At 71.2% G+C, this 17,668-nt stretch carries 17 protein-coding genes; 5 read left to right on the forward strand and 12 right to left on the reverse strand.

The window, feature by feature from the left end:
* Positions 1-10: 10 nt before the first annotated feature.
* The 3 genes from EJ913_RS21770 to metX all read right to left on the reverse strand — a co-directional run bounded on the left by EJ913_RS21770 (position 11) and on the right by metX (position 2,468).
* Positions 11-577 carry a PRC-barrel domain-containing protein gene (locus tag EJ913_RS21770; RefSeq protein ID WP_127001811.1) on the reverse strand — a complete coding sequence of 189 codons (567 nt, stop codon included), beginning with the start codon at positions 575-577 and terminating at the stop codon, positions 11-13.
* Between the two features lie 68 nt (positions 578-645).
* The gene (gene metW, locus EJ913_RS21775; protein ID WP_280531386.1) at positions 646-1,248 is read right to left on the reverse strand and encodes a methionine biosynthesis protein MetW; all 603 of its coding nucleotides are present in this window, start codon (positions 1,246-1,248) and stop codon (positions 646-648) included.
* Positions 1,249-1,268: 20 nt separating this feature from the next.
* Positions 1,269-2,468, reverse strand: a complete 1,200-nt coding sequence (gene metX / locus EJ913_RS21780) for a homoserine O-acetyltransferase MetX (protein ID WP_127001813.1) — start codon at positions 2,466-2,468, stop codon at positions 1,269-1,271.
* Positions 2,469-2,611: 143 nt separating this feature from the next.
* Between metX and pheA the strand changes: the two genes are divergently transcribed.
* The 4 genes from pheA to EJ913_RS21800 all read left to right on the forward strand — a co-directional run bounded on the left by pheA (position 2,612) and on the right by EJ913_RS21800 (position 6,858).
* Positions 2,612-3,493, forward strand: a complete 882-nt coding sequence (gene pheA / locus EJ913_RS21785; protein ID WP_127001815.1) for a chorismate mutase — start codon at positions 2,612-2,614, stop codon at positions 3,491-3,493.
* Positions 3,494-3,535: 42 nt separating this feature from the next.
* Positions 3,536-4,627: a histidinol-phosphate transaminase gene (gene hisC / locus EJ913_RS21790; RefSeq protein WP_127001817.1), complete on the forward strand. Its 1,092-nt coding sequence runs from the start codon at positions 3,536-3,538 to the stop codon at positions 4,625-4,627.
* A gap of 172 nt (positions 4,628-4,799) precedes the next feature.
* Positions 4,800-5,603 carry an enoyl-CoA hydratase/isomerase family protein gene (locus EJ913_RS21795; RefSeq protein WP_127001819.1) on the forward strand — a complete coding sequence of 268 codons (804 nt, stop codon included), beginning with the start codon at positions 4,800-4,802 and terminating at the stop codon, positions 5,601-5,603.
* A 73-nt stretch (positions 5,604-5,676) separates the two neighbouring features.
* Positions 5,677-6,858, forward strand: a complete 1,182-nt coding sequence (locus tag EJ913_RS21800) for an acetyl-CoA C-acyltransferase family protein (RefSeq protein ID WP_127001821.1) — start codon at positions 5,677-5,679, stop codon at positions 6,856-6,858.
* A 49-nt stretch (positions 6,859-6,907) separates the two neighbouring features.
* On the opposite strand, the gene EJ913_RS21805 is transcribed toward EJ913_RS21800, so the two are convergent.
* The 7 genes from EJ913_RS21805 to EJ913_RS21835 all read right to left on the reverse strand — a co-directional run bounded on the left by EJ913_RS21805 (position 6,908) and on the right by EJ913_RS21835 (position 14,326).
* Positions 6,908-7,708 (reverse strand): crotonase/enoyl-CoA hydratase family protein, encoded by an 801-nt coding sequence (locus EJ913_RS21805; protein ID WP_127001823.1) that lies wholly within the window; start codon positions 7,706-7,708, stop codon positions 6,908-6,910.
* Positions 7,709-7,868: 160 nt separating this feature from the next.
* Positions 7,869-9,029: an acyl-CoA dehydrogenase family protein gene (locus EJ913_RS21810; protein ID WP_127001825.1), complete on the reverse strand. Its 1,161-nt coding sequence runs from the start codon at positions 9,027-9,029 to the stop codon at positions 7,869-7,871.
* A gap of 41 nt (positions 9,030-9,070) precedes the next feature.
* Positions 9,071-10,141: an acyl-CoA dehydrogenase family protein gene (locus EJ913_RS21815; RefSeq protein WP_127001827.1), complete on the reverse strand. Its 1,071-nt coding sequence runs from the start codon at positions 10,139-10,141 to the stop codon at positions 9,071-9,073.
* Positions 10,138-11,313, reverse strand: a complete 1,176-nt coding sequence (locus EJ913_RS21820) for an acyl-CoA dehydrogenase family protein (protein WP_127001829.1) — start codon at positions 11,311-11,313, stop codon at positions 10,138-10,140. Before EJ913_RS21820 ends, EJ913_RS21815 begins: the two co-directional genes overlap by 4 nt.
* Positions 11,314-11,361: 48 nt before the next feature.
* A complete protein-coding gene (locus EJ913_RS21825) occupies positions 11,362-12,534 on the reverse strand; it encodes a thiolase family protein (protein WP_127001831.1) in 1,173 nt (390 codons plus the stop codon).
* A gap of 2 nt (positions 12,535-12,536) precedes the next feature.
* Positions 12,537-13,448: a 3-hydroxyacyl-CoA dehydrogenase gene (locus tag EJ913_RS21830; RefSeq protein ID WP_127001833.1), complete on the reverse strand. Its 912-nt coding sequence runs from the start codon at positions 13,446-13,448 to the stop codon at positions 12,537-12,539.
* A 71-nt stretch (positions 13,449-13,519) separates the two neighbouring features.
* The gene (locus tag EJ913_RS21835; protein WP_211099020.1) at positions 13,520-14,326 is read right to left on the reverse strand and encodes an enoyl-CoA hydratase/isomerase family protein; all 807 of its coding nucleotides are present in this window, start codon (positions 14,324-14,326) and stop codon (positions 13,520-13,522) included.
* A gap of 239 nt (positions 14,327-14,565) precedes the next feature.
* On the opposite strand from EJ913_RS21835, the gene EJ913_RS21840 reads away from it, so the two are divergent.
* Entirely contained in the window at positions 14,566-15,450 is an 885-nt protein-coding gene (locus tag EJ913_RS21840; RefSeq protein WP_185909882.1) for an IclR family transcriptional regulator, read from the forward strand.
* A 22-nt stretch (positions 15,451-15,472) separates the two neighbouring features.
* On the opposite strand, the gene EJ913_RS21845 is transcribed toward EJ913_RS21840, so the two are convergent.
* Positions 15,473-16,753, reverse strand: a complete 1,281-nt coding sequence (locus EJ913_RS21845) for an amidohydrolase family protein (protein WP_127001839.1) — start codon at positions 16,751-16,753, stop codon at positions 15,473-15,475.
* A complete protein-coding gene (locus EJ913_RS21850; protein WP_127001841.1) occupies positions 16,753-17,667 on the reverse strand; it encodes an ABC transporter permease in 915 nt (304 codons plus the stop codon). Before EJ913_RS21850 ends, EJ913_RS21845 begins: the two co-directional genes overlap by 1 nt.
* Between the last annotated feature and the right edge of the window lies 1 nt (position 17,668).

Here is a 17,668-nt window from a genome sequence, read left to right on the forward strand (position 1 = left end):
GGCTGACGGATCACGGCTGGCGAATGAGGGTGCGCTGGTCGATGCCGTAGGCGAAGCCCGGCGCCTGGGCCAGTTCCGTCGCGTCCATGTCCAGGGTCGGGGTGCCGTTCTCCATGGTCAGCGCGGCGACCGGCACGGTGACCAGCTTGGTCCCCAGCCCCATCACCTCGTTGGGGGCCAGCACCACCCGCGCAATGCGCCCGTCCGGCTCGGCCATGGTGAAGTCGAGGATGCGTCCGCCGACCTGACCGTCGCGGGTGCGCAGCTCGGTGCCGACCATCGCCTGGGCCTGGGGGGCCGTCAGGGCGCCCGGCGGCAGCGAGGCGACCGGCGGCGACGGGTTCTGCACCTCGTTGGAGGGGGCGGCGCCGCTGACGCCCGACGGCGAGGTGACCGGGTCGGTGGTGGGCTGGTCGTCGGGACGCGGGGCTGTCATCAGCGGCGGGGCGGCCGAGGCGGCGGGCGGCGCGTTGGTGGCGGGCGAGCCGGCGGATGACGGAGCCTGGGTCTGGGCCGAGGCGGCCCCGGTCAGCAGCAGCGCCGCGGCGGGGAGGGCGATCAGGAGGGGGCGGAGCATGGGGCGAAACCTTCCGTTGGGGGTGCGGTTTCCTTCCTCAACACCGCAAACCGGCTTCCGGTTGCCGCTCAGTCCCGCTTCAGCAGGAACACGCCCTGTTCGCCCAGCAGGTTGGCGAAGCCCGAATGCGCCCGCCCGGTGACCCGTCCGGCGCGGTCGAGGATGCGGGCCTGCTCGATGCGGATGCCCATCTCCTCGGTCAGCACGACGAAGTCGCGCAGCGTGCAGAAATGGATGTTGGGCGTCTCCCACCACTGGTAGCCCAGCTTTTCCGTCACCGGCATGCGCCCGGTGGCCAGCAGCTGCAGCCGGATCCGCCAGTAGCCGAAGTTCGGGACCGAGACGATGGCGCGCCGGCCGATGCGGCACATCAGGTCCAGCACCTCGCGCGGGTTGCGCATCGCCTGGAGCGTCTGGCCGAGGATCACGTAGTCGAACGCGTCGGCGGGGTAATCCTTCAGATCCGTCTCGGCGTCGCCCTGGATCACCGACAGGCCGTGCGCCACGCATTGCCGCACGCCGTCCATGCTGAGCTCGATGCCGCGCCCGTCCACGCTCTTGGTATGCCGCAGGTAGTCGAGCAGCGCGCCGTCGCCGCAGCCGACGTCCAGCACGCGGCTGTTCGGCTGCACCATCTCGGCGATCAGCTTCAGGTCGTCGCGAATGTCCACGGGGGCGGTCTCGTCTTTCGTCAGCGGGCGCGGCGGCGCACGGTCAGGCCGCGATGCTCGGCGCAGCCTTCCAGGAAGCCGTGGATGACCTGATGGAACTCCGGCTCGTCCAGCAGGAAGGCGTCGTGGCCCTTGTCCGTCTCGATCTCCACGAAGCTGACGTTGGCGGCGACCGCGTTCAGCGCGTGGACGATGGCGCGGGACTCCGAGGTCGGGAACAGCCAGTCGCTGGTGAAGCTGGCGAGGCAGAAGCGCACCGGCGTGGTCTTCCCCCCCGGCCGGAAGGCGTCGGCCAGCAGCCCGCCCGCGTCGGCGGCGAGGTCGAAATAGTCCATCGCGCGGGTGATGTAGAGGTAGGAGTTGGCGTCGAACCGCTCGACGAAGGCCGCGCCCTGGTAGCGCAGGTAGCTCTCCACCTGGAAATCGGCGTCGAAGCCGTAGGTGAAGGCCTTGCGGTCCTGCAGATTGCGCCCGAACTTGCGGTGCAGGGCGGTCTGCGACAGGTAGGTGATGTGCGCGGCCATGCGCGCCACCGCCAGACCGGCCTCCGGCCGCGTGGCCTCCAGCAGGTAGTTGCCGCCGCGCCAGTTCGGGTCGGCCATGATCGCCTGCCGCCCGACCTCGTGGAAGGCGATGTTTTGCGCCGAATGGCGGGCGGCAGTGGCGATGGGGCAGGCCGCGAACACCGATTCGGGGTAGGCGACCGCCCATTGCAGCACCTGCATGCCGCCCATGGAGCCGCCGACGACGCAGAACAGCTTCTCGATCCCCAGATGCTCGACCAGCAGCTTCTGGGCGCGCACCATGTCGCCGATGGTGATGACCGGGAAGGACAGGCCGTAGGGCTGGCCGGTCGCCGGGTCGATGTCCTTCGGGCCGGAGCTGCCCAGGCAGCCGCCCAGCACGTTGGAGCAGATGACGAAGTAGCGGTCGGTGTCCACCGGCCGGCCGGGGCCGACCAGCATCTCCCACCAGCCGGGCTTGCCGGTGATGGGGTGCGTCTCCGCCACGAAATGGTCGCCGGTCAGGGCGTGGCAGATCAGGATGGCGTTGGACTTGTCGGCGTTCAGCGTGCCGTAGGTCTGGTAGGCGACCTCGAACGGCCCCAGTTCCGCGCCGCTGTCCAGCCGCATCGGCACGGGATCGCCGAGCCGCACCCGCTTGCCGGGCAGGAGCCCCGCGTCAGCGGGAACGACGACGGTGGGCTGGGACGCGCTCATGGTCGGAATGACGGAAAGCCTCGGGCTGAACGGTTGGCGTATAGCTACGAAGCCAAGCTTCGGAGTGTCAACGTTTTCTTTGATTTCGCGGCGCATGCGGACTACTACTATCCGGCTTTGCCTCCGTATTGGTTTCGTGATCGATGTCACCCACCCGGACTCCGCTCGACGATTTGCGCCGCGAAATCGACCAGATCGATGACGCGCTCCACGATCTGCTGATGCGCCGCGCCGCCCTGGTGGAGCGCATCGGCGCCGCCAAGGGCTCGCCCGGACAGGCGGTCTATCTGCGCCCCGGCCGCGAGGCGTCGATCCTGCGTCGCCTGATGGCGCGCCACACCGGCAGCTTCCCGGCCCAGGCTGTCGTCCGCATCTGGCGGGAGATGATCTCCGCCTTCACCCGCATGCAGGGCCCCTTCGCCATCGCCGTCTACGCGCCGGAGGACAAGCGCGGCTTCTGGGACGTCGCCCGCGACCATTACGGCAGCTCCGTGCCGATGAGCGCCGTCAACACCCCGGCCGCGGCGCTGCGCGCCGTGTCGGACGGCACGGCGACCGTCGGCGTCGTGCCCTATCCGGCCGAGGACGACAAGGATCCGTGGTGGCGCTTCCTGGTCTCGGCCGACGCCAACCGGCCGCGCGTGGTCGCCCGGCTGCCGTTCGGCGGGCGCGGCAACGCCCGTGGCGAGAACCGCGACGCGCTGGCCATCGCCGTCGCCGCGCATGAGCCGACCGGCGACGACCGCACCCTGCTGAGCATCGAGATCGGCGGGGCGCTGAGCCGCGGCCGCCTGAAGGACATGCTGGAGGCCTGCGGCCTGCCGCCCGTGAATTTCTGCACGTGGCACGCCGGTGGACACGCCACCGACCATGGCGGCGGCGGTCCGTCCATCCATCTGGTGGAGATCGCCGATTTCGTCGATCCCGCCGATCCCCGCCTGACCACCCTGGTCGAGCGGTCCGGGGACATCCCGGTGCGGGTCAACACGGTCGGCGGCTACGCCGTGCCGCTCAACCTCGCGTAACACTCTTCCCAAACAGCAACGCCTTCAGAAGGTTCGCACGCCATGACTCAGCCGAACGGCCCGGTGCCGCGTCCGGGGATTCTCGACATCGCCGCTTACGTCGGCGGCGAGCATCACGGCCACATCCGGCTGGCGTCGAACGAGGGCGCGCTCGGTCCCAGCCCGCGCGCCATGGCGGCCTACGCGGCTGCGGCGGACACGCTGCACCGCTACCCGGACGGCGGTTCGTCGGCCCTGCGCGGCGCCATCGCCAAGCGCTTCAACCTGGACGCCGACCGCATCGTCTGCGGCGCCGGGTCGGACGAACTCATCAGCCTGCTGATCCGCTCCTACGCCGGGCCGGGCGACGAGGTTCTCTATTCGCAATACGGCTTCCTGATGTACCCGATCGGCGCCAAGTCGGTCGGCGCCACCCCGGTGACGGCGCCCGAGGACGGGTTGACCGCCAGCGTCGATTCGCTGCTGGCCCGTGTGACCCCGCGCACCAAGCTGGTGTTCCTCGCCAACCCGAACAACCCGACGGGAACCTACCTGCCGGCCTCGGAGGTGGCGCGCCTGCACGCCGGGCTGCCGGCCAACGTGATCCTGGTGATCGACGCCGCCTACGCCGAATACATGAACCGCGAGGACTACACCGCCGGCGAGGAGCTGGTGGAACGCTTCCCCAACGTGGTGATGACCCGGACCTTCTCGAAGATCTACGCGCTGGGCTCGCTGCGCATCGGCTGGGCCTACGGGCCGGCGGGGATCGTCGACGTGCTGAACCGGGTGCGCGGGCCGTTCAACGTTTCCAACGCCGCCCATGTGGCCGGCGTCGCCGCCGTCGAGGACACCGAATTCCTGGAACGCTCGCGCGCCCACAACGAGACGTGGCGGGCGTGGTTCGCGGCCGAGGTCCAGGCGCTGGGCCTGACCGTGCATCCGAGCGTGACCAACTTCGTCCTGGTGGACTTCAAGGGGCAGGCCCCCGGCAAGGACGACGCCGAGGCGGCGCGCCAGCTTCTGAAGGGGCGTGGTATTTTGGTCCGCCAGATGCCGGCCTACGGCCTGCCGAGCTGCCTGCGCGTGACCATCGGCACCGAGGCGGAAATGCGCGCGGTGGTGGACGGGTTGAAGGCGTTCCTGGCGGGCTGATCGCTGTTGCGGTTTTGGGACTTTGGGAAATGGCCGGGCTCGACCCGGCCATTTCCTTTTCGGGCAGCGGTGTGAGGGCACGCATGGCCGCACCCCACCGCAAATCGTTGACAGAACCTACTGTCCGGTAACATATCGTTTCCCCGAGAGAAGTCCCTTGGGAGACGCCGCGATGACCGACACCGCTCCGCCCGTGCTGCTGTCCCGCGAGGGCGCCGTGTCGTGGATCCGCCTGAACCGTCCCGCCGTCCTCAACGCGCTGGACGAGGGCATGGCCGCCGCCTTCCGCGACGCCTGCCGGTCGGTGGCGGAGGAGGGGCCGGGCGGCCCGACGCGGGTGCTGGTCATCGCCGGTAACGGGCGCGGTTTCCTGGCCGGCGGCGACGTGTCCCGCTTCAACGACGACCCGGCCGCCGCGCCGGAGGTCGTCACCGCCATCATCGATTCCCTGCACGAGGCCCTGCGCATCCTCGACCGGTTGGACATCCCGGTGCTGGCCTCGGTGCACGGGCCGGTCGCCGGGGCGGGGATGAGCCTCGCCTGCGCCGCCGATCTCTGCATCGCCGCCGACGACGCCAAGTTCACCACGGCCTACGCCCGCATCGGCGCGACGCCGGACGGGTCGGGGACCTACAATCTGCCACGTCTGGTCGGCGTGCGGCGCGCGATGGAGCTGGCGATGCTGGCGGACCTCGTCGACGCCGCCGAGGCCCTACGGCTCGGCCTCGTCAACAAGGTGGTGCCGGCGGCGGCGCTGGCCGAGGAGACCCGCGCCCTGGCCGAACGGCTGGCCAATGGCCCGACCGTCGCCTACGCCGGCATCCGCCACCTGTTGCGGCAGTCCTGGACCGCGTCGCTGGACCAGCAACTCGACGCCGAGCGCGCGCGTTTCCGCGCCACCGCCGGGACCGGGGATTTCCGCGAGGGCATCGCCGCCTTCCTCGCCAAGCGCAAGCCGGTCTTCCGGGGGCGCTGATCGCCCCGCCCAGTCAACGCACGCAAAGGCCCGGAACCAGGGGCCAAGGCTCATCGAGAGGAGCAGGACAACCATGCAGAACGACATCGTCATCGTCGGCGCCGCCCGCACCGCCATCGGCGGTTTCGGCGGCAGCCTGAAGGACGTTCCGCTGACCGCGCTGGCCACCACGGCGGTGAAGGCGGCGCTGGAGCGCTCGGGCGCCGCGCCCGACGCCATCGGCCATGTGGTGATGGGCAACGTCATCCCGACCGACACCAAGGACGCCTATCTCAGCCGCGTCGCCGCCATCGACGCGGGCATCCCCCTGGAGACCCCGGCCTTCAACGTCAACCGGCTGTGCGGCTCGGGCCTCCAGGCCATCGTCTCGGCGGCGCAAGCCATCGCGCTCGGCGACTGCGAGGTCGCCATCGGTGCCGGTGCCGAATCCATGAGCCGCGGCCCCTATCTCGTGCCGAGCGCGCGCTGGGGCACCCGGCTCGGCGACGGGGCGCTGGTCGACTACATGAACGGCATCCTGCACGACCCGTGGCAGAAGATTCACATGGGCGTCACCGCCGAGAACGTCGCCGCCCGCTACGGCATCGACCGCGCGGCGCAGGACGCGCTGGCGCTGGAAAGCCAGCGCCGCGCCGCCCACGCCATCGCCGAGGGCCGCTTCAAGGAGCAGATCGTCCCGGTCGAGATCGCGTCGCGCAAGGGCACGGTGGTCTTCGACACCGACGAGCATGTTCGGGGCGACGTGACCGCCGAGAACCTCGCCAAGATGAAGCCGGTCTTCAAGAAGGACGGCTCGGTGACCGCCGGCAACGCGTCGGGCCTCAACGACGGGGCGGCGGCGGTGGTGCTGGCGGACGCGCGGCGCGCCCAGGCGCTGGGGCTGAAGCCGCTGGCCCGTCTGGTCGGCTACGCCCACGCCGGCGTCGAGCCGGATCACATGGGCATCGGCCCGATCCCGGCGACCCGCAAGGTGCTGGAGCGCACCGGCCTGCGCGTGTCGGACCTCGACGTGATCGAATCGAACGAGGCCTTCGCCGCCCAGGCCTGCGCGGTGATCCGCGAGTTGGACTTCGACCCCGCCAAGGTCAACCCGAACGGGTCGGGCATCTCGCTGGGCCACCCGGTCGGCGCGACCGGCGCCATCATCACGGTGAAGGCGATCCACGAACTGCACCGCACTGGCGGGCGCTACGCGCTGGTGACGATGTGCATCGGCGGCGGCCAGGGCATTGCCGCCATCTTCGAGCGGGTGTGAGGCCGTAAGGAAAAAAGGCCGGCGGAGACGCCGGCCTTTTCGCTTTTCCTCATTCGCCGGTGAAGGTCGGCGGACGCTTGCCCAGCATGGCGTCCACCGCCTCGCGGTGGTCGGCGGTGGCGTGGGCCAGCGCCTGCATGGCGGCGGACATCTCCAGCAGCGTGTCGAGGCGGACGTGCCGGCCCTCGCGCAGCAGGCGCTTGGTCATCCGCACCGCGTGGGCGGGGTTGACGGCGATGCGCTTGGCCAGGGCCTGGGCGGCCGGGAGCAGCTCGGCCGGCGGCACCACCTTGGAGACGAGGCCGCAGGCCAGCGCCTCGGCGGCGTCGATGGGGTCGCCGGTGAAGGCCATCTCGCAGGCCTTGGAGAAGCCCACCACGCGCGGCAGCAGCCACGCGCCGCCGTCGCCCGGCACGATGCCGACCTTGACGAAGCTCTCGGCGAAACGCGCGGCCTCCGAGGCGATGCGCAGGTCGCACATGCAGGCGAGGTCGCAGCCGGCGCCGATGGCAGGGCCGTTGACGGCGGCGATGACCGGCACCTCCAGCCGCTCGAAGGCCAGCGGGATGCGCTGGATGCCGCGCTGGTAGTTGTACCGGGTGCGGGCGGGCAGGGGGTCGTTCAGCCCGCCGCCCTCGCGCATGCTGTGCAGGTTGCCGCCGGAGGAAAAGGCGCTGCCCGTCCCGGTCACGATGGCGACCCGGACCGAGGAGTCCGCGTTCAGCCGGTCGAGCGCTTCGACCATGGCGTCGATCACGTCGGGGTCGGAGATCGGGTTGCGCATCTCCGGACGGTTCAGCGTCAGCGTGACGATGCCGTCGTCGGCCTCGTAGAGGACGGGGTCGGTCATGGTGGGTCTCCGTGGATTCGTTCTGTGGCGGGGGCGCTTTGCCCCCTCCCTAACCCTCCCCCGCTGGCGCGGGAGAGGGAACTCCGCCGCTTCGCACAAGGCCCCCTCTCCCGCGCCAGCGGGGGAGGGTCGGGGAGGGGGCCAGCGCGTTTCCGCGCCCTCAGCGCAGTCCCAGCCCGCGCGCGATGATGCCGCGCAGGATCTCCCGCGTGCCGCCGCGCAGCGAGAAGGCCGGGGCGTTCATCACGGTGTGCGCCAGCACGGCGGAGAACTCCCGCGTCGACTCCAGATCGGGCTCGGCCTCGACCAGTTGGCGGGCGATCTCCGGGATCTCCTGTTCGAACAGCGCGCCCAGATCCTTGACCAGCGAGGCCTGCAGGGTCGGGTTCTCGCCCTTGTCGAGCATCCCGGCGACCGAGCGCGACAGGCGGCGCAGGACGATCAGATGCGCGGTCAGCCGGCCGACCGCGATGGCGGCGTGGCCCGACGGCGACGGACCCAGCGCCCGCACCAGCTCGATCAGCAGCGCCATCGAGGACAGGAAGCGTTCCGGCCCGCTGCGCTCGTAGGCGAGTTCGCTCATCACCTGCGTCCAGCCCTCGCCCCGGTTGCCGATCAGGGCGTCGGCGGGCAGGACCACGTCCTCGAACACCACCTCGTTGAAGTGATGGGCGCCGGACAGGTCGAGGATCGGGCGGATGGTGATGCCGGGCGTCGTCAGATCGACCAGAAGCTGGCTTGTGCCGCCCTGCCGGTCCTCGGTGCCGCCGTCGGTGCGGCAGAACAGGATCATGTACTGGGCCTTGTGGGCGTAGGTCGTCCACAGCTTGGTGCCGTTGACCCGCCAGCCGCCGCCTTCGGCCTCTGGCACCGGCACCGCGCGGGTGCGCACGGCGGCGAGGTCGGAGCCCGAATCCGGCTCGCTCATGCCGATGCAGAAGGTGCACTCCCCGGCGGCGATGCGCGGCAGGATGGTCCGGCGCTGCTCCTCGGTGCCGTTCTTCAGCAGCAGCGGCCCGCTCTGGCGGTCGGCGATCCAGTGGGCGGCGACGGGGGCGCCGGCCGCCAGCGTCTCCTCCAGCACGACGTAGCGTTCGAGCGCGCTGCGTTCGTGCCCGCCGTATTGCTTGGGCCACGTCATGGCGATCCAACCGCGCGCGCCCATCCTGCGGCTGAACGCGGCGTCGAAGCCGTTCCAGGACTCCGCCCGCAGGCGGGGCGGGCGGTCGGCCAGCTCGGTCTTCAGGAAGTCGCGGACCTCCGCGCGCAACGCCTCGGTCGCGGCGCTGGAGGGCGGGGGCGGAAAGGCGATGCGGGGCATGGGCGGGGTCTCTCGGGCGAAGGGCGGGGCGGCGGTTGGTCTCAGGCGGCGGTGACGAGCGGCCAGAGCCCGTCGGCGCCGGCCTCGGCGACCTCCCGGCCGATGCGCAGCGCCCAGACGGATTCGTTGCCGAACTCGTCGCGCCAGGACCACAGGCGGCGGGTCAGGTGGTGGAGGACATGCTCGTGGGTGAAGCCGATGGCCCCGTGCATCTGGTGCGCGATGGAGGCGGTCAGCCCGGCGGCCTCGCCGCAGCGCAGCTTGGCGGCGGCGATGGGGAGCACGCGCAGAGGCCCGCCGCTGCGTTCGGCCAGCGCCTCGGCGGCCCCGTCGGCGGCCGCCCCGGCGGCAGCGGCCTGACTGGCCAAAATGGCGAGGTTCTGCTGCACCGCCTGGAACTTGCCGAGCGGACGGCCGAACTGCACGCGCTCCCCGGCGTATTGCACGGTCAGCTCCAGAACGCGCTCGATGGCGCCGGCCATGGCGAGGCTGCGCAGCGTGGCGCCCATGGCGAACAGATCGGCCGGGGTCACGCCGGGGGCTGCCGGGGCGACCCGCGCGGCGTCCAGAACGGCGTCGATCCGCAGCGTGTCGCGCGGCTCGCCGGCGATGTTGCGCCCCTCCTCGACGGTCCAGTCGCCCGGCTCCAGGAGGCAGACGACGGAACCGGATTCCTGTTCCACCAGCAGGGCGACGGCGGTGGCGACGCGGCCCCAGGGAACGCGGTGCGCGGTGCCGGTCAGGCGCCAGGAGGCGCCGTCGCGGGTCAACGCCAGATCGCCCTTGGCGCTTTGCGTCGGGGCGATGCCCAGCGGCCCGGCGGGGATCGCCATCCCGGCCCCGGCGAGCAGCCACGCGGCCAGCATCGTCTCGGCCAGCGGCACCGGGGCGGCGAAGGAGCCGGCGCTGCGGACCAGGGCCAGCGCGTCGAGCGTGTCCACGCCGAAGCCGCCGGCCTCCTCGGGCACCAGGGCGAGCGGCAGGCCCATTTCCTCGACGGCGGCCCAGGCGGCGGCCGGCCACTGCCCGGAATCGGCGGCGCGCAGAAGCTCGGGCGTGAAGCGCTCGGCGAACAGGCGCTGCGCGGTGTCGGCCAGGATGCTGTCGCTCATCGGCTGGGTTCCTGCTGGAAATGCTTGATCAGGTCGCGGGCGATGACGAGCTTCTGCACCTCCGAGGCGCCCTCGTAGATGCGCATCGGGCGAACCTCGCGGTACAGCTTCTCGACCACGCTGCCATGGGCCACGCCGGCCCCGCCGAACAGCTGCACGGCGGCGTCGACCACCGTGGCGGCGGCCTCGCTGCCGGTCAGCTTCGCCATCGACACGTCGCGGGTGCAGCGCTCGCCGCTGGTGTCCTTGGCCCAGGCGGCGCGGTAGACGCAGAGCGCGGCGCTCTCCAGCGTCGTCGCCATCTCGGCCAGCTTGGTCTGGACGCCGTCCATCTCGGCCATCGTCCGGCCGAACAGCCGCCGGGTGGTGACGCGGCCGAGGCTCTCGTCCAGCGCGCGCCGCCCGGCCCCGATCCCCGCCGCGCCGACCGAGGCGCGGAACACGTCGAAGGTCACCATCGCCACCTTGAAGCCCTGACCCGGCGCGCCGATCACGCGGTCGGGGCCGACCGGTACGGCGTCGAAGCGCAGGGGCGCCGCCGGGTGGGGCGCCATGAAGCGGATGGGTGGGCCGGCGGTCAGGCCGGGGGCGTCGGCGTCGACCAGGAAGGCGGTCAGGCCACGGGCGCCGGGCGCCTCGCCGGTGCGGGCGATGACGACGTAATGGTCGGCGAAGCCGGCGTTGGAGATGAAGGTCTTGGCCCCGGTGATGCGCCAGCCCTCGCCGTCACGCTCCGCCGCCGTGGCGATGTTGGCGACGTCGGACCCGGTCTCCGGCTCGGTCAGGGCCAGCGCGGCGATGGTCTCGCCCCGGCGGGCGGAGGGGAGGATGCGGCGGCAGAGATCGGCCGAACCGGTCTGCCACAGCGCCGCCGTGCCGATGCCCTGCATGACGAAGACCGAATCCGCCAGATCGCCGAAGCGGTAGGCCAGCACCTCGCGCGCCAGACAGACCGCGCGCAGGTCGATGCGGGCCTCGCCGGTCTCGGCCCCGGGGGGGACGACCACGTCGAGCAGCCCCTGTTCGCCCAGCGCGCGGGCCAGGATCCGGCTGGCGGGGCCGAGATCGCCCTCCTCGTCCACCTCCGGCAGCTCCAGCTCAAGAAGGGTTTGGGCGAAGGCGCGGTGGCGGTCCTCGAAGAAGGGTGTGTCCCACAAGGGCCAGGGTTTCATGGGGGTGTCCTTGGTCAAGGTGTCGCCGGGTTCGGGAGAAGGGCTTTCTCAGCGGAGCCGTTCGATCAGGGTGGCGGTGCCGAGACCCCCGGCGCAGCACATCGTCTGCAGACCGAAGGTGGCGTCGCGCCGCTCCAACTCGTGCAGCAGCGTGGTCATCAGCCGGGCGCCGGATGCCCCCAGCGGGTGGCCGAGCGCGATGGCGCCGCCGTTGACGTTCAGCCGCTCCGCGTCGGCGCCCAACTCGCGCTGCCAGACGATCGGCACGGAGGCGAATGCCTCGTTCACCTCGAACAGGTCGATGTCGCCGAGCGACAGGCCGCTCCGCTCCAGCACCCGGCGGGTCGCCGGGATCGGCCCGGTCAGCATCAGCGTCGGGTCGGCGCCGACCGTCGTCACCGCGCGGAAGCGGGCGCGCGGCCTCAACCCATGCGCCTTGGCGACCTCCGCCGCCATCAGCAGCAGCGCCGAGGCGCCGTCGGCGATCTGCGAGGCGTTGCCGGCGGTGACCCGGCCGTTCTCCCGGAAGCTGGTCTTCAGGGTGCCCAGCTTCTCGCGGCTGGTCTCGCGGCGGATCGTCTCGTCGCGCGACAGGACGACGCCGGTCTCCGGCAGGTCGCGCTCGCGCCACGCATCGACCGGGACCGGGACGATCTCGCGGTCGAACCAGCCGGCGTCCGCCGCCGCCGCCGCCTTGCGGTGGCTGGCGATGGCGTAGTCGTCCAGATCGTCGCGGGTCAGGCCCCAGGCGTCGCTGATGCGCTCGGCCGCCTCGCCCTGGGCGATCTGGGGGTGGGTTTCCAGCAGCTTCCAGCCGAAGGGCTTGCCGTGGACGTCGCGGTTGCCGCCCATCGGCACGCGGCTCATGCTCTCCACCCCGCCGGCCACGACCACGTCGAACGCACCCGACGCGATGGAGCCGAGCGCCGCGTGGACCGCCGCCTCCGCCGAGCCGCATTTGCGGTCCACCGTCATGCCGGGGATGGCGAAGGGCCAGCCGGCGGTCAGCAGCGCGGTGCGCGCCGGGTTGGTCGATTGCTCGCCGACCTGGGTGACGCAGCCGAACACCACGTCGTCCACCAGCTCCGGCGCGATGCCGGCGCGCGCGACCAGCGCCTGGAGGACCAGCGCCCCCAGATGGTCGGTGCGCACGGGGGACAGCGCGCCACGGAAACGCCCGATGGGCGTGCGGACGGCCTCGACGATGACGACCTCGCGCATGGTCAGACGCTCCCCAGGCCCGAGCCGGGGACCTTGGCCCCGTTCTCGTATTTGTAGACGCCGTGACCGACCTTGCGGCCGGTGCGGCCCGACTTCACCATCTTGGCGATCAGCGGGCAGGGGCGGAACTTCTCGCCCAGCGACTGGTGCAGATACTGGAGCACGGCCAGCCGGGTGTCCCAGCCGGTCATGTCGCCCAGTTCCAGCGGCCCCATCGGGTGGCCGAGGCCCAGGCGCAGCGCGGTGTCGATGTCCTCGGCGCTGGCGACGCCGGATTCCAGCATGTACATCGCCTCGTTGCCGAGCATCGCCGACATGCGGCTGGTGGTGAAGCCGGGCGCCTCGTTGACGACGATGGAGGTCTTGCCCAGCGCGTCCGACCACGCCTTCAGCCGCGCGATCACCGTCTCGTCGGTGGCGAGCCCGCGGATGATCTCGACCAGCTTCATCTTGTGGACGGGGTTGAAGAAATGCATGCCGGCGACGCGGGCCGGGTTGGCCGAGGCCGCCGCGATCTCGGTGATGCTGAGCGCCGAGGTGTTGGTGGCGATGATCGCGTCGGCGGCCACGACGGGATCGATGGTGCGGATGATGTCGATCTTGACGTCCAGCCGCTCCGAGGCGGTCTCGACCACGAGGTCGGCGCCGCGCGCGCTGTCGGCGAGGTCGGTGCCGACGGTGATGCGGGCCAGCGTCTCCGCCGCCTGCGCCTCGGTCAGCTTGCCGATCTTCACCGCGCCCGCGACGATGTCGCGGATGTTGCCCAGCGCGTCGTCCAGCGCGGCGGCCTTCACGTCGAACAGCGCCACGGGGAAGCCGCGCACCGCGAAGGCGTGGACGATGCCACGGCCCATGATGCCGGCGCCGACGACGGTCACCTTGCTCTCGGCGTTGATCGGGCTGGCTGCGTTCATTTGACGGGTCACCTTGGATGTTGGCCACCGCGCGCGAGGGGCAGCGGGGGGATGCGGGGGAAAGGGGAACGTCAGCGGCCCGTGAAGACGGGGCGGCGCTTCTCGCGGAAGGCGGCGGCCGCCTCCATCCGGTCCTCGGTGGAGAGCAGCAGCGTGAAGAGGTTCTTCTCCAGCGCGATTCCGGCCTTGAGGTCCAGGTCGGCCCCGGCCAGCACGGCCTCCTTGACGTAGGCGGCGGCGGTCGGCGACTTGGCGGCGATGGTCTCGGCCAGCGCCACGGACTGCTCGGCCAGGGCGTCCTGCGACGGAGCCAGTCGCGAGATCACGCCGAGCCGCAACGCCTCCTCCGCCGTGAAGCGCTCGCCGGTCAGCATCAGGTCGAGCGCGCGGCCCACCCCGATCAGGCGCGGCAGGCGCTGGGTTCCCCCGGCGCCGGGGATGAGGCCGAGGTTGATCTCCGGCAGCCCGAACACCGCGTCGGCGGAGGCGATGCGCAGGTCGCAGGCGAGCGCGATCTCGAAGCCGCCGCCCAGGCAGAAGCCGTGGATGGCGGCGACGGTCGGCTTGGTCAGGGCGGCCACCGCGTCGATGTAGGCGATGGCCGGATCCACCCGCCGCGCCGCGACGGGCGAGTCCACCGGGCGGAACTCCTTGATGTCGGCGCCGACGCAGAAGCCCCGGCGGCCGTCGGCGCGGAACAGGACGGCGCGGACCGACGGGTCGGCCTCCAGCGCCCGGCAGGCGGCGGTCAGGCCGCCGCGCACCGCCATGTTGATGGCGTTCATCGCGTCGGCGCGGTTCAGGGTGACGATGCCGACGCCGTTGCGCCGTTCGACGAGGACGGCGTCTTCAGGATTCGCGTCTTGCTCGGAAGCCACGGGCTGATCTCCGGAAAGGCCACGGGGGAGGGCAGGCCTGAGGAGGGGCGTGCCGCTGACTGTTCGTGGCGTCATCGTTACGGTAGGGCCGATCCGTCAGCCCGTCCAGCAGTTTTTCTCAATGGAGAATTATTTTCTGAAAAAATGAAATTGTGCTATCCGTTGCTTTGGCGGACGGTGACGCCCGGCTTATGGTGGGAACGGCCAAGCGGAGCAGGGGGCGTGGGGTGACGGACGGGGTGAAGACCAGGGCGGAACTGGATCCGGCGGCAGAGCTTCCCAAGCGCGGGCGCGGGCGTCCGCCTAGGCGCCGCGCGGGTCCGGACGCCGAAAGCGAGGAGGGGGAGGCCGGTTCGGGCCGGGGGACGGACGCCGGGAAATCGGTGGGCGCGGTGCTGAACTGCGTGAAGATCCTGAAATTCCTCAGCCGCGCCCGCGCGCCGGTCAGCCTGACCCACATCGTGCAGGAGCTGGAGATCAACACCAGCACGGGATTCAACATCCTGCGCACGCTGGTGCAGGAGGATTATGTCCGCTTCGACCCGCAGGGAAAGGTCTACTCCATCGGCTTGGGCGTGATGGAACTGGCGCGCGGTGCCGCGACGGTCGCCAGCGACGTGAACATGGTGCGCCCGCTGATGGAGCGCATCGCCCGCGAGCACAATGTGACGGTCACGCTGTGGCGCCGGATCGCGGCGGACCGCATGATGCTGGTGCTGGAGGCGCTCGGCACCGGCAACATGCGGATCAAGATGAGCGTCGGGCAGCGGCTGCCCCTGCTGATCGGCGCCGCCGGCCGGGTGATGGCGCCGCGCTCCGGACTGTCGCGGGAGGAGTTGGAACGGCAATTCGCCTCGATCCGCTGGGACCACCCGTTGGTCTTCGAGGATTTCATGGCGCAGGCGGACGAGGCGGCCGAACGGGGTTGGGGCGTCGACAACGGCAACTACGCGGTCGGCACCGCGTCGGTGGCGGTGCTGATCCGTAACGAGCAGGGCGGTCCGCTGATGGCCTGCACGGCGACGATGTTCCTCAACCAGTTCGACGCCGCGCGCGCCGGGGGGCTGGCCGCCGAGCTGGAAGAGGTCAGCCGGGCGCTGGCTCCTGCTCTGCCGCATTTGTGAGGGTGGCGGGCTCCGATGCCCCTCACACCACCGGCGTCGTGAACGCCACGCTCTCCGGCCGCCCCGGCAGATCCAACTCCGCCCGCACGGGTGCGCAACGGCTGATCACCCGGCCGCGCCGCAGCACAAACAGGCGGGTGGCGCGGGTGCGGATCGCCTCGACCGGGCCGTTGGCCTGGAGCACCACCAGATCGGCGTGGCAGCCGACCTCCAGCCCGTAGCCGTCGAGGTGCAGCAGCTTGGCCGGGTTGGCGGTCACCGCGTCGAAGCTGGCGACGATGCCGTCATGCCCCGTCATCTGCCCGACGTGCAGCCCCATATGCGCCACCTCCAGCATGTCGCCGGAGCCCAGCGGGTACCAGGGATCCATCACACAGTCGTGCCCGAAGGCCACGGTCAGCCCGGCGGCCATCAACTCCGGCACGCGGGTCATGCCGCGGCGCTTGGGGTAGGTGTCGTGGCGGCCCTGCAGGGTGATGTTGATCAGCGGGTTGGCGATGACGCCCAGCTGCGCCTCCGCCATCAGCGGGATCAGCTTGGAGACGTAGTAGTTGTCCATCGAGTGCATGGAGGTCAGGTGCGAGCCGGTGACCCGCCCCTGCATGCCCAGCCGGTTGGCCTCGTAGGCCAGCGTCTCGACGTGGCGCGACAGAGGGTCGTCGCTCTCGTCGCAATGCATGTCGACCAGCAGCCCGCGCTCCGCCGCGATCTCGCAGAGCAGCCGGACCGAGGCGGCGCCGTCGGCCATCGTCCGCTCGAAATGCGGGATGCCGCCGACCACGTCGACGCCCATGTCGAGGGCCTGGAGCAGAAGCTCCTCGGTGCCCGGCGCGCGCAGCACGCCGTCCTGCGGGAAGGCGACCAGTTGCAGGTCGAGATAGGGGGCGACCCGCTTCTTGACCTCCAGCAGCGCCTCGACCGCCAGCAGGCGCGGGTCGCAGACGTCGACGTGGCTGCGGATTGCCAGCAGGCCGCGCGCCACCGCCCAGTCGCAATAGGCCATGGCCCGTTCGATGATGGAATCCTGGACCAGCTGCGGTTTCAGCTCGCCCCACAGCGCGATCCCCTCCAGCAGCGTGCCGGAACGGTTGACGCGCGGCATGCCGTAGCTGAGCGTCGAATCCATGTGGAAATGCGCGTCGACGAAGGGCGGCGTCACCAGCCGGCCGGTGGCGTCGATCTCGCTGGCCGCCTCCCCGGCGAGGGCCGGCTCCACGGCGGCGATGCGGCCGTCCTTGATGCCGATGTCCAGGCCGGTGCGCCCGTCGGGCAGCGTGGCGCGGCGCAGGATCAGATCGAACATCAGCGTTCTCCTTTGCGATAGGGCACCATCAGGGCGCGCGGGTAGGAGGCGCGGCGCGCCACCAGGACCAGCGCCAGGATGCTCAGCAGATAGGGCATCATCAGGAAGACCTGGTAGGGCAGGACCCCGCCGGCCACCTGTTGCAGGCGGAGTTGGAGCGCGTCGAACACGGCGAACAGCAGCGCGCCGAGCAGCGCCTTGCCCGGCCGCCAAGATGCGAAGACCACCAGCGCCACGCAGATCCAGCCGCGCCCGTTGACCATGTTGAAGAAGAAGGCGTTGAAGGCCGACAGCGTCAGGAAGGCCCCGGCCAGCGCCATCAGCGCGCTGCCCGCCATCACCGCGCCGATGCGCACGCCGGTGACGCTGAGGCCCTGCGCCTCGGCCGCCGCCGGGTTCTCGCCGACCATCCGCACCGCCAGCCCGACCGGCGTGCGGTAGAGGACATAGGCGACCAGCCCGACCAGCGCGAAGGCCAGGTAGGTCAGCGGCGTCTGCGCCAGCGCCCCCGGCAGGTCGAGCGGCTGGAAGGGCGTGACGGTCGGCGGCGTGCTGGCCTGGGGCAGGACGAGGCGGTAGACGAAATAGGACAGGCTGGTTCCCAGCAGCGTGACGCCGATCCCGGTGACGTGCTGCGACAGGCCGAGCGGCACCGTCAGCACCGCGTGCAGCAGCCCGAGCAGCGCCCCGCAGAAGGCGGCGAAGAGCACGCCGGTCCACAGGTCGGCGCCCTGGTAGACCGCCATCCAGCCGGCCATGGCGCCCAGTGTCATGATGCCTTCGATGCCGAGGTTCAGCACCCCGGCGCGCTCGCACAGCAGCTCCCCCAGCGTGCCCAGCACATAGGGGGTGGCGATGCGCAGGACCGCCGTCCAGAAGGCGGCGGAGACGAGAATGTCGAGGATTTCGGTCACG

It is taken from the genome of Azospirillum doebereinerae (assembly GCF_003989665.1).
In the GTDB taxonomy this organism is placed as follows: domain Bacteria; phylum Pseudomonadota; class Alphaproteobacteria; order Azospirillales; family Azospirillaceae; genus Azospirillum; species Azospirillum doebereinerae.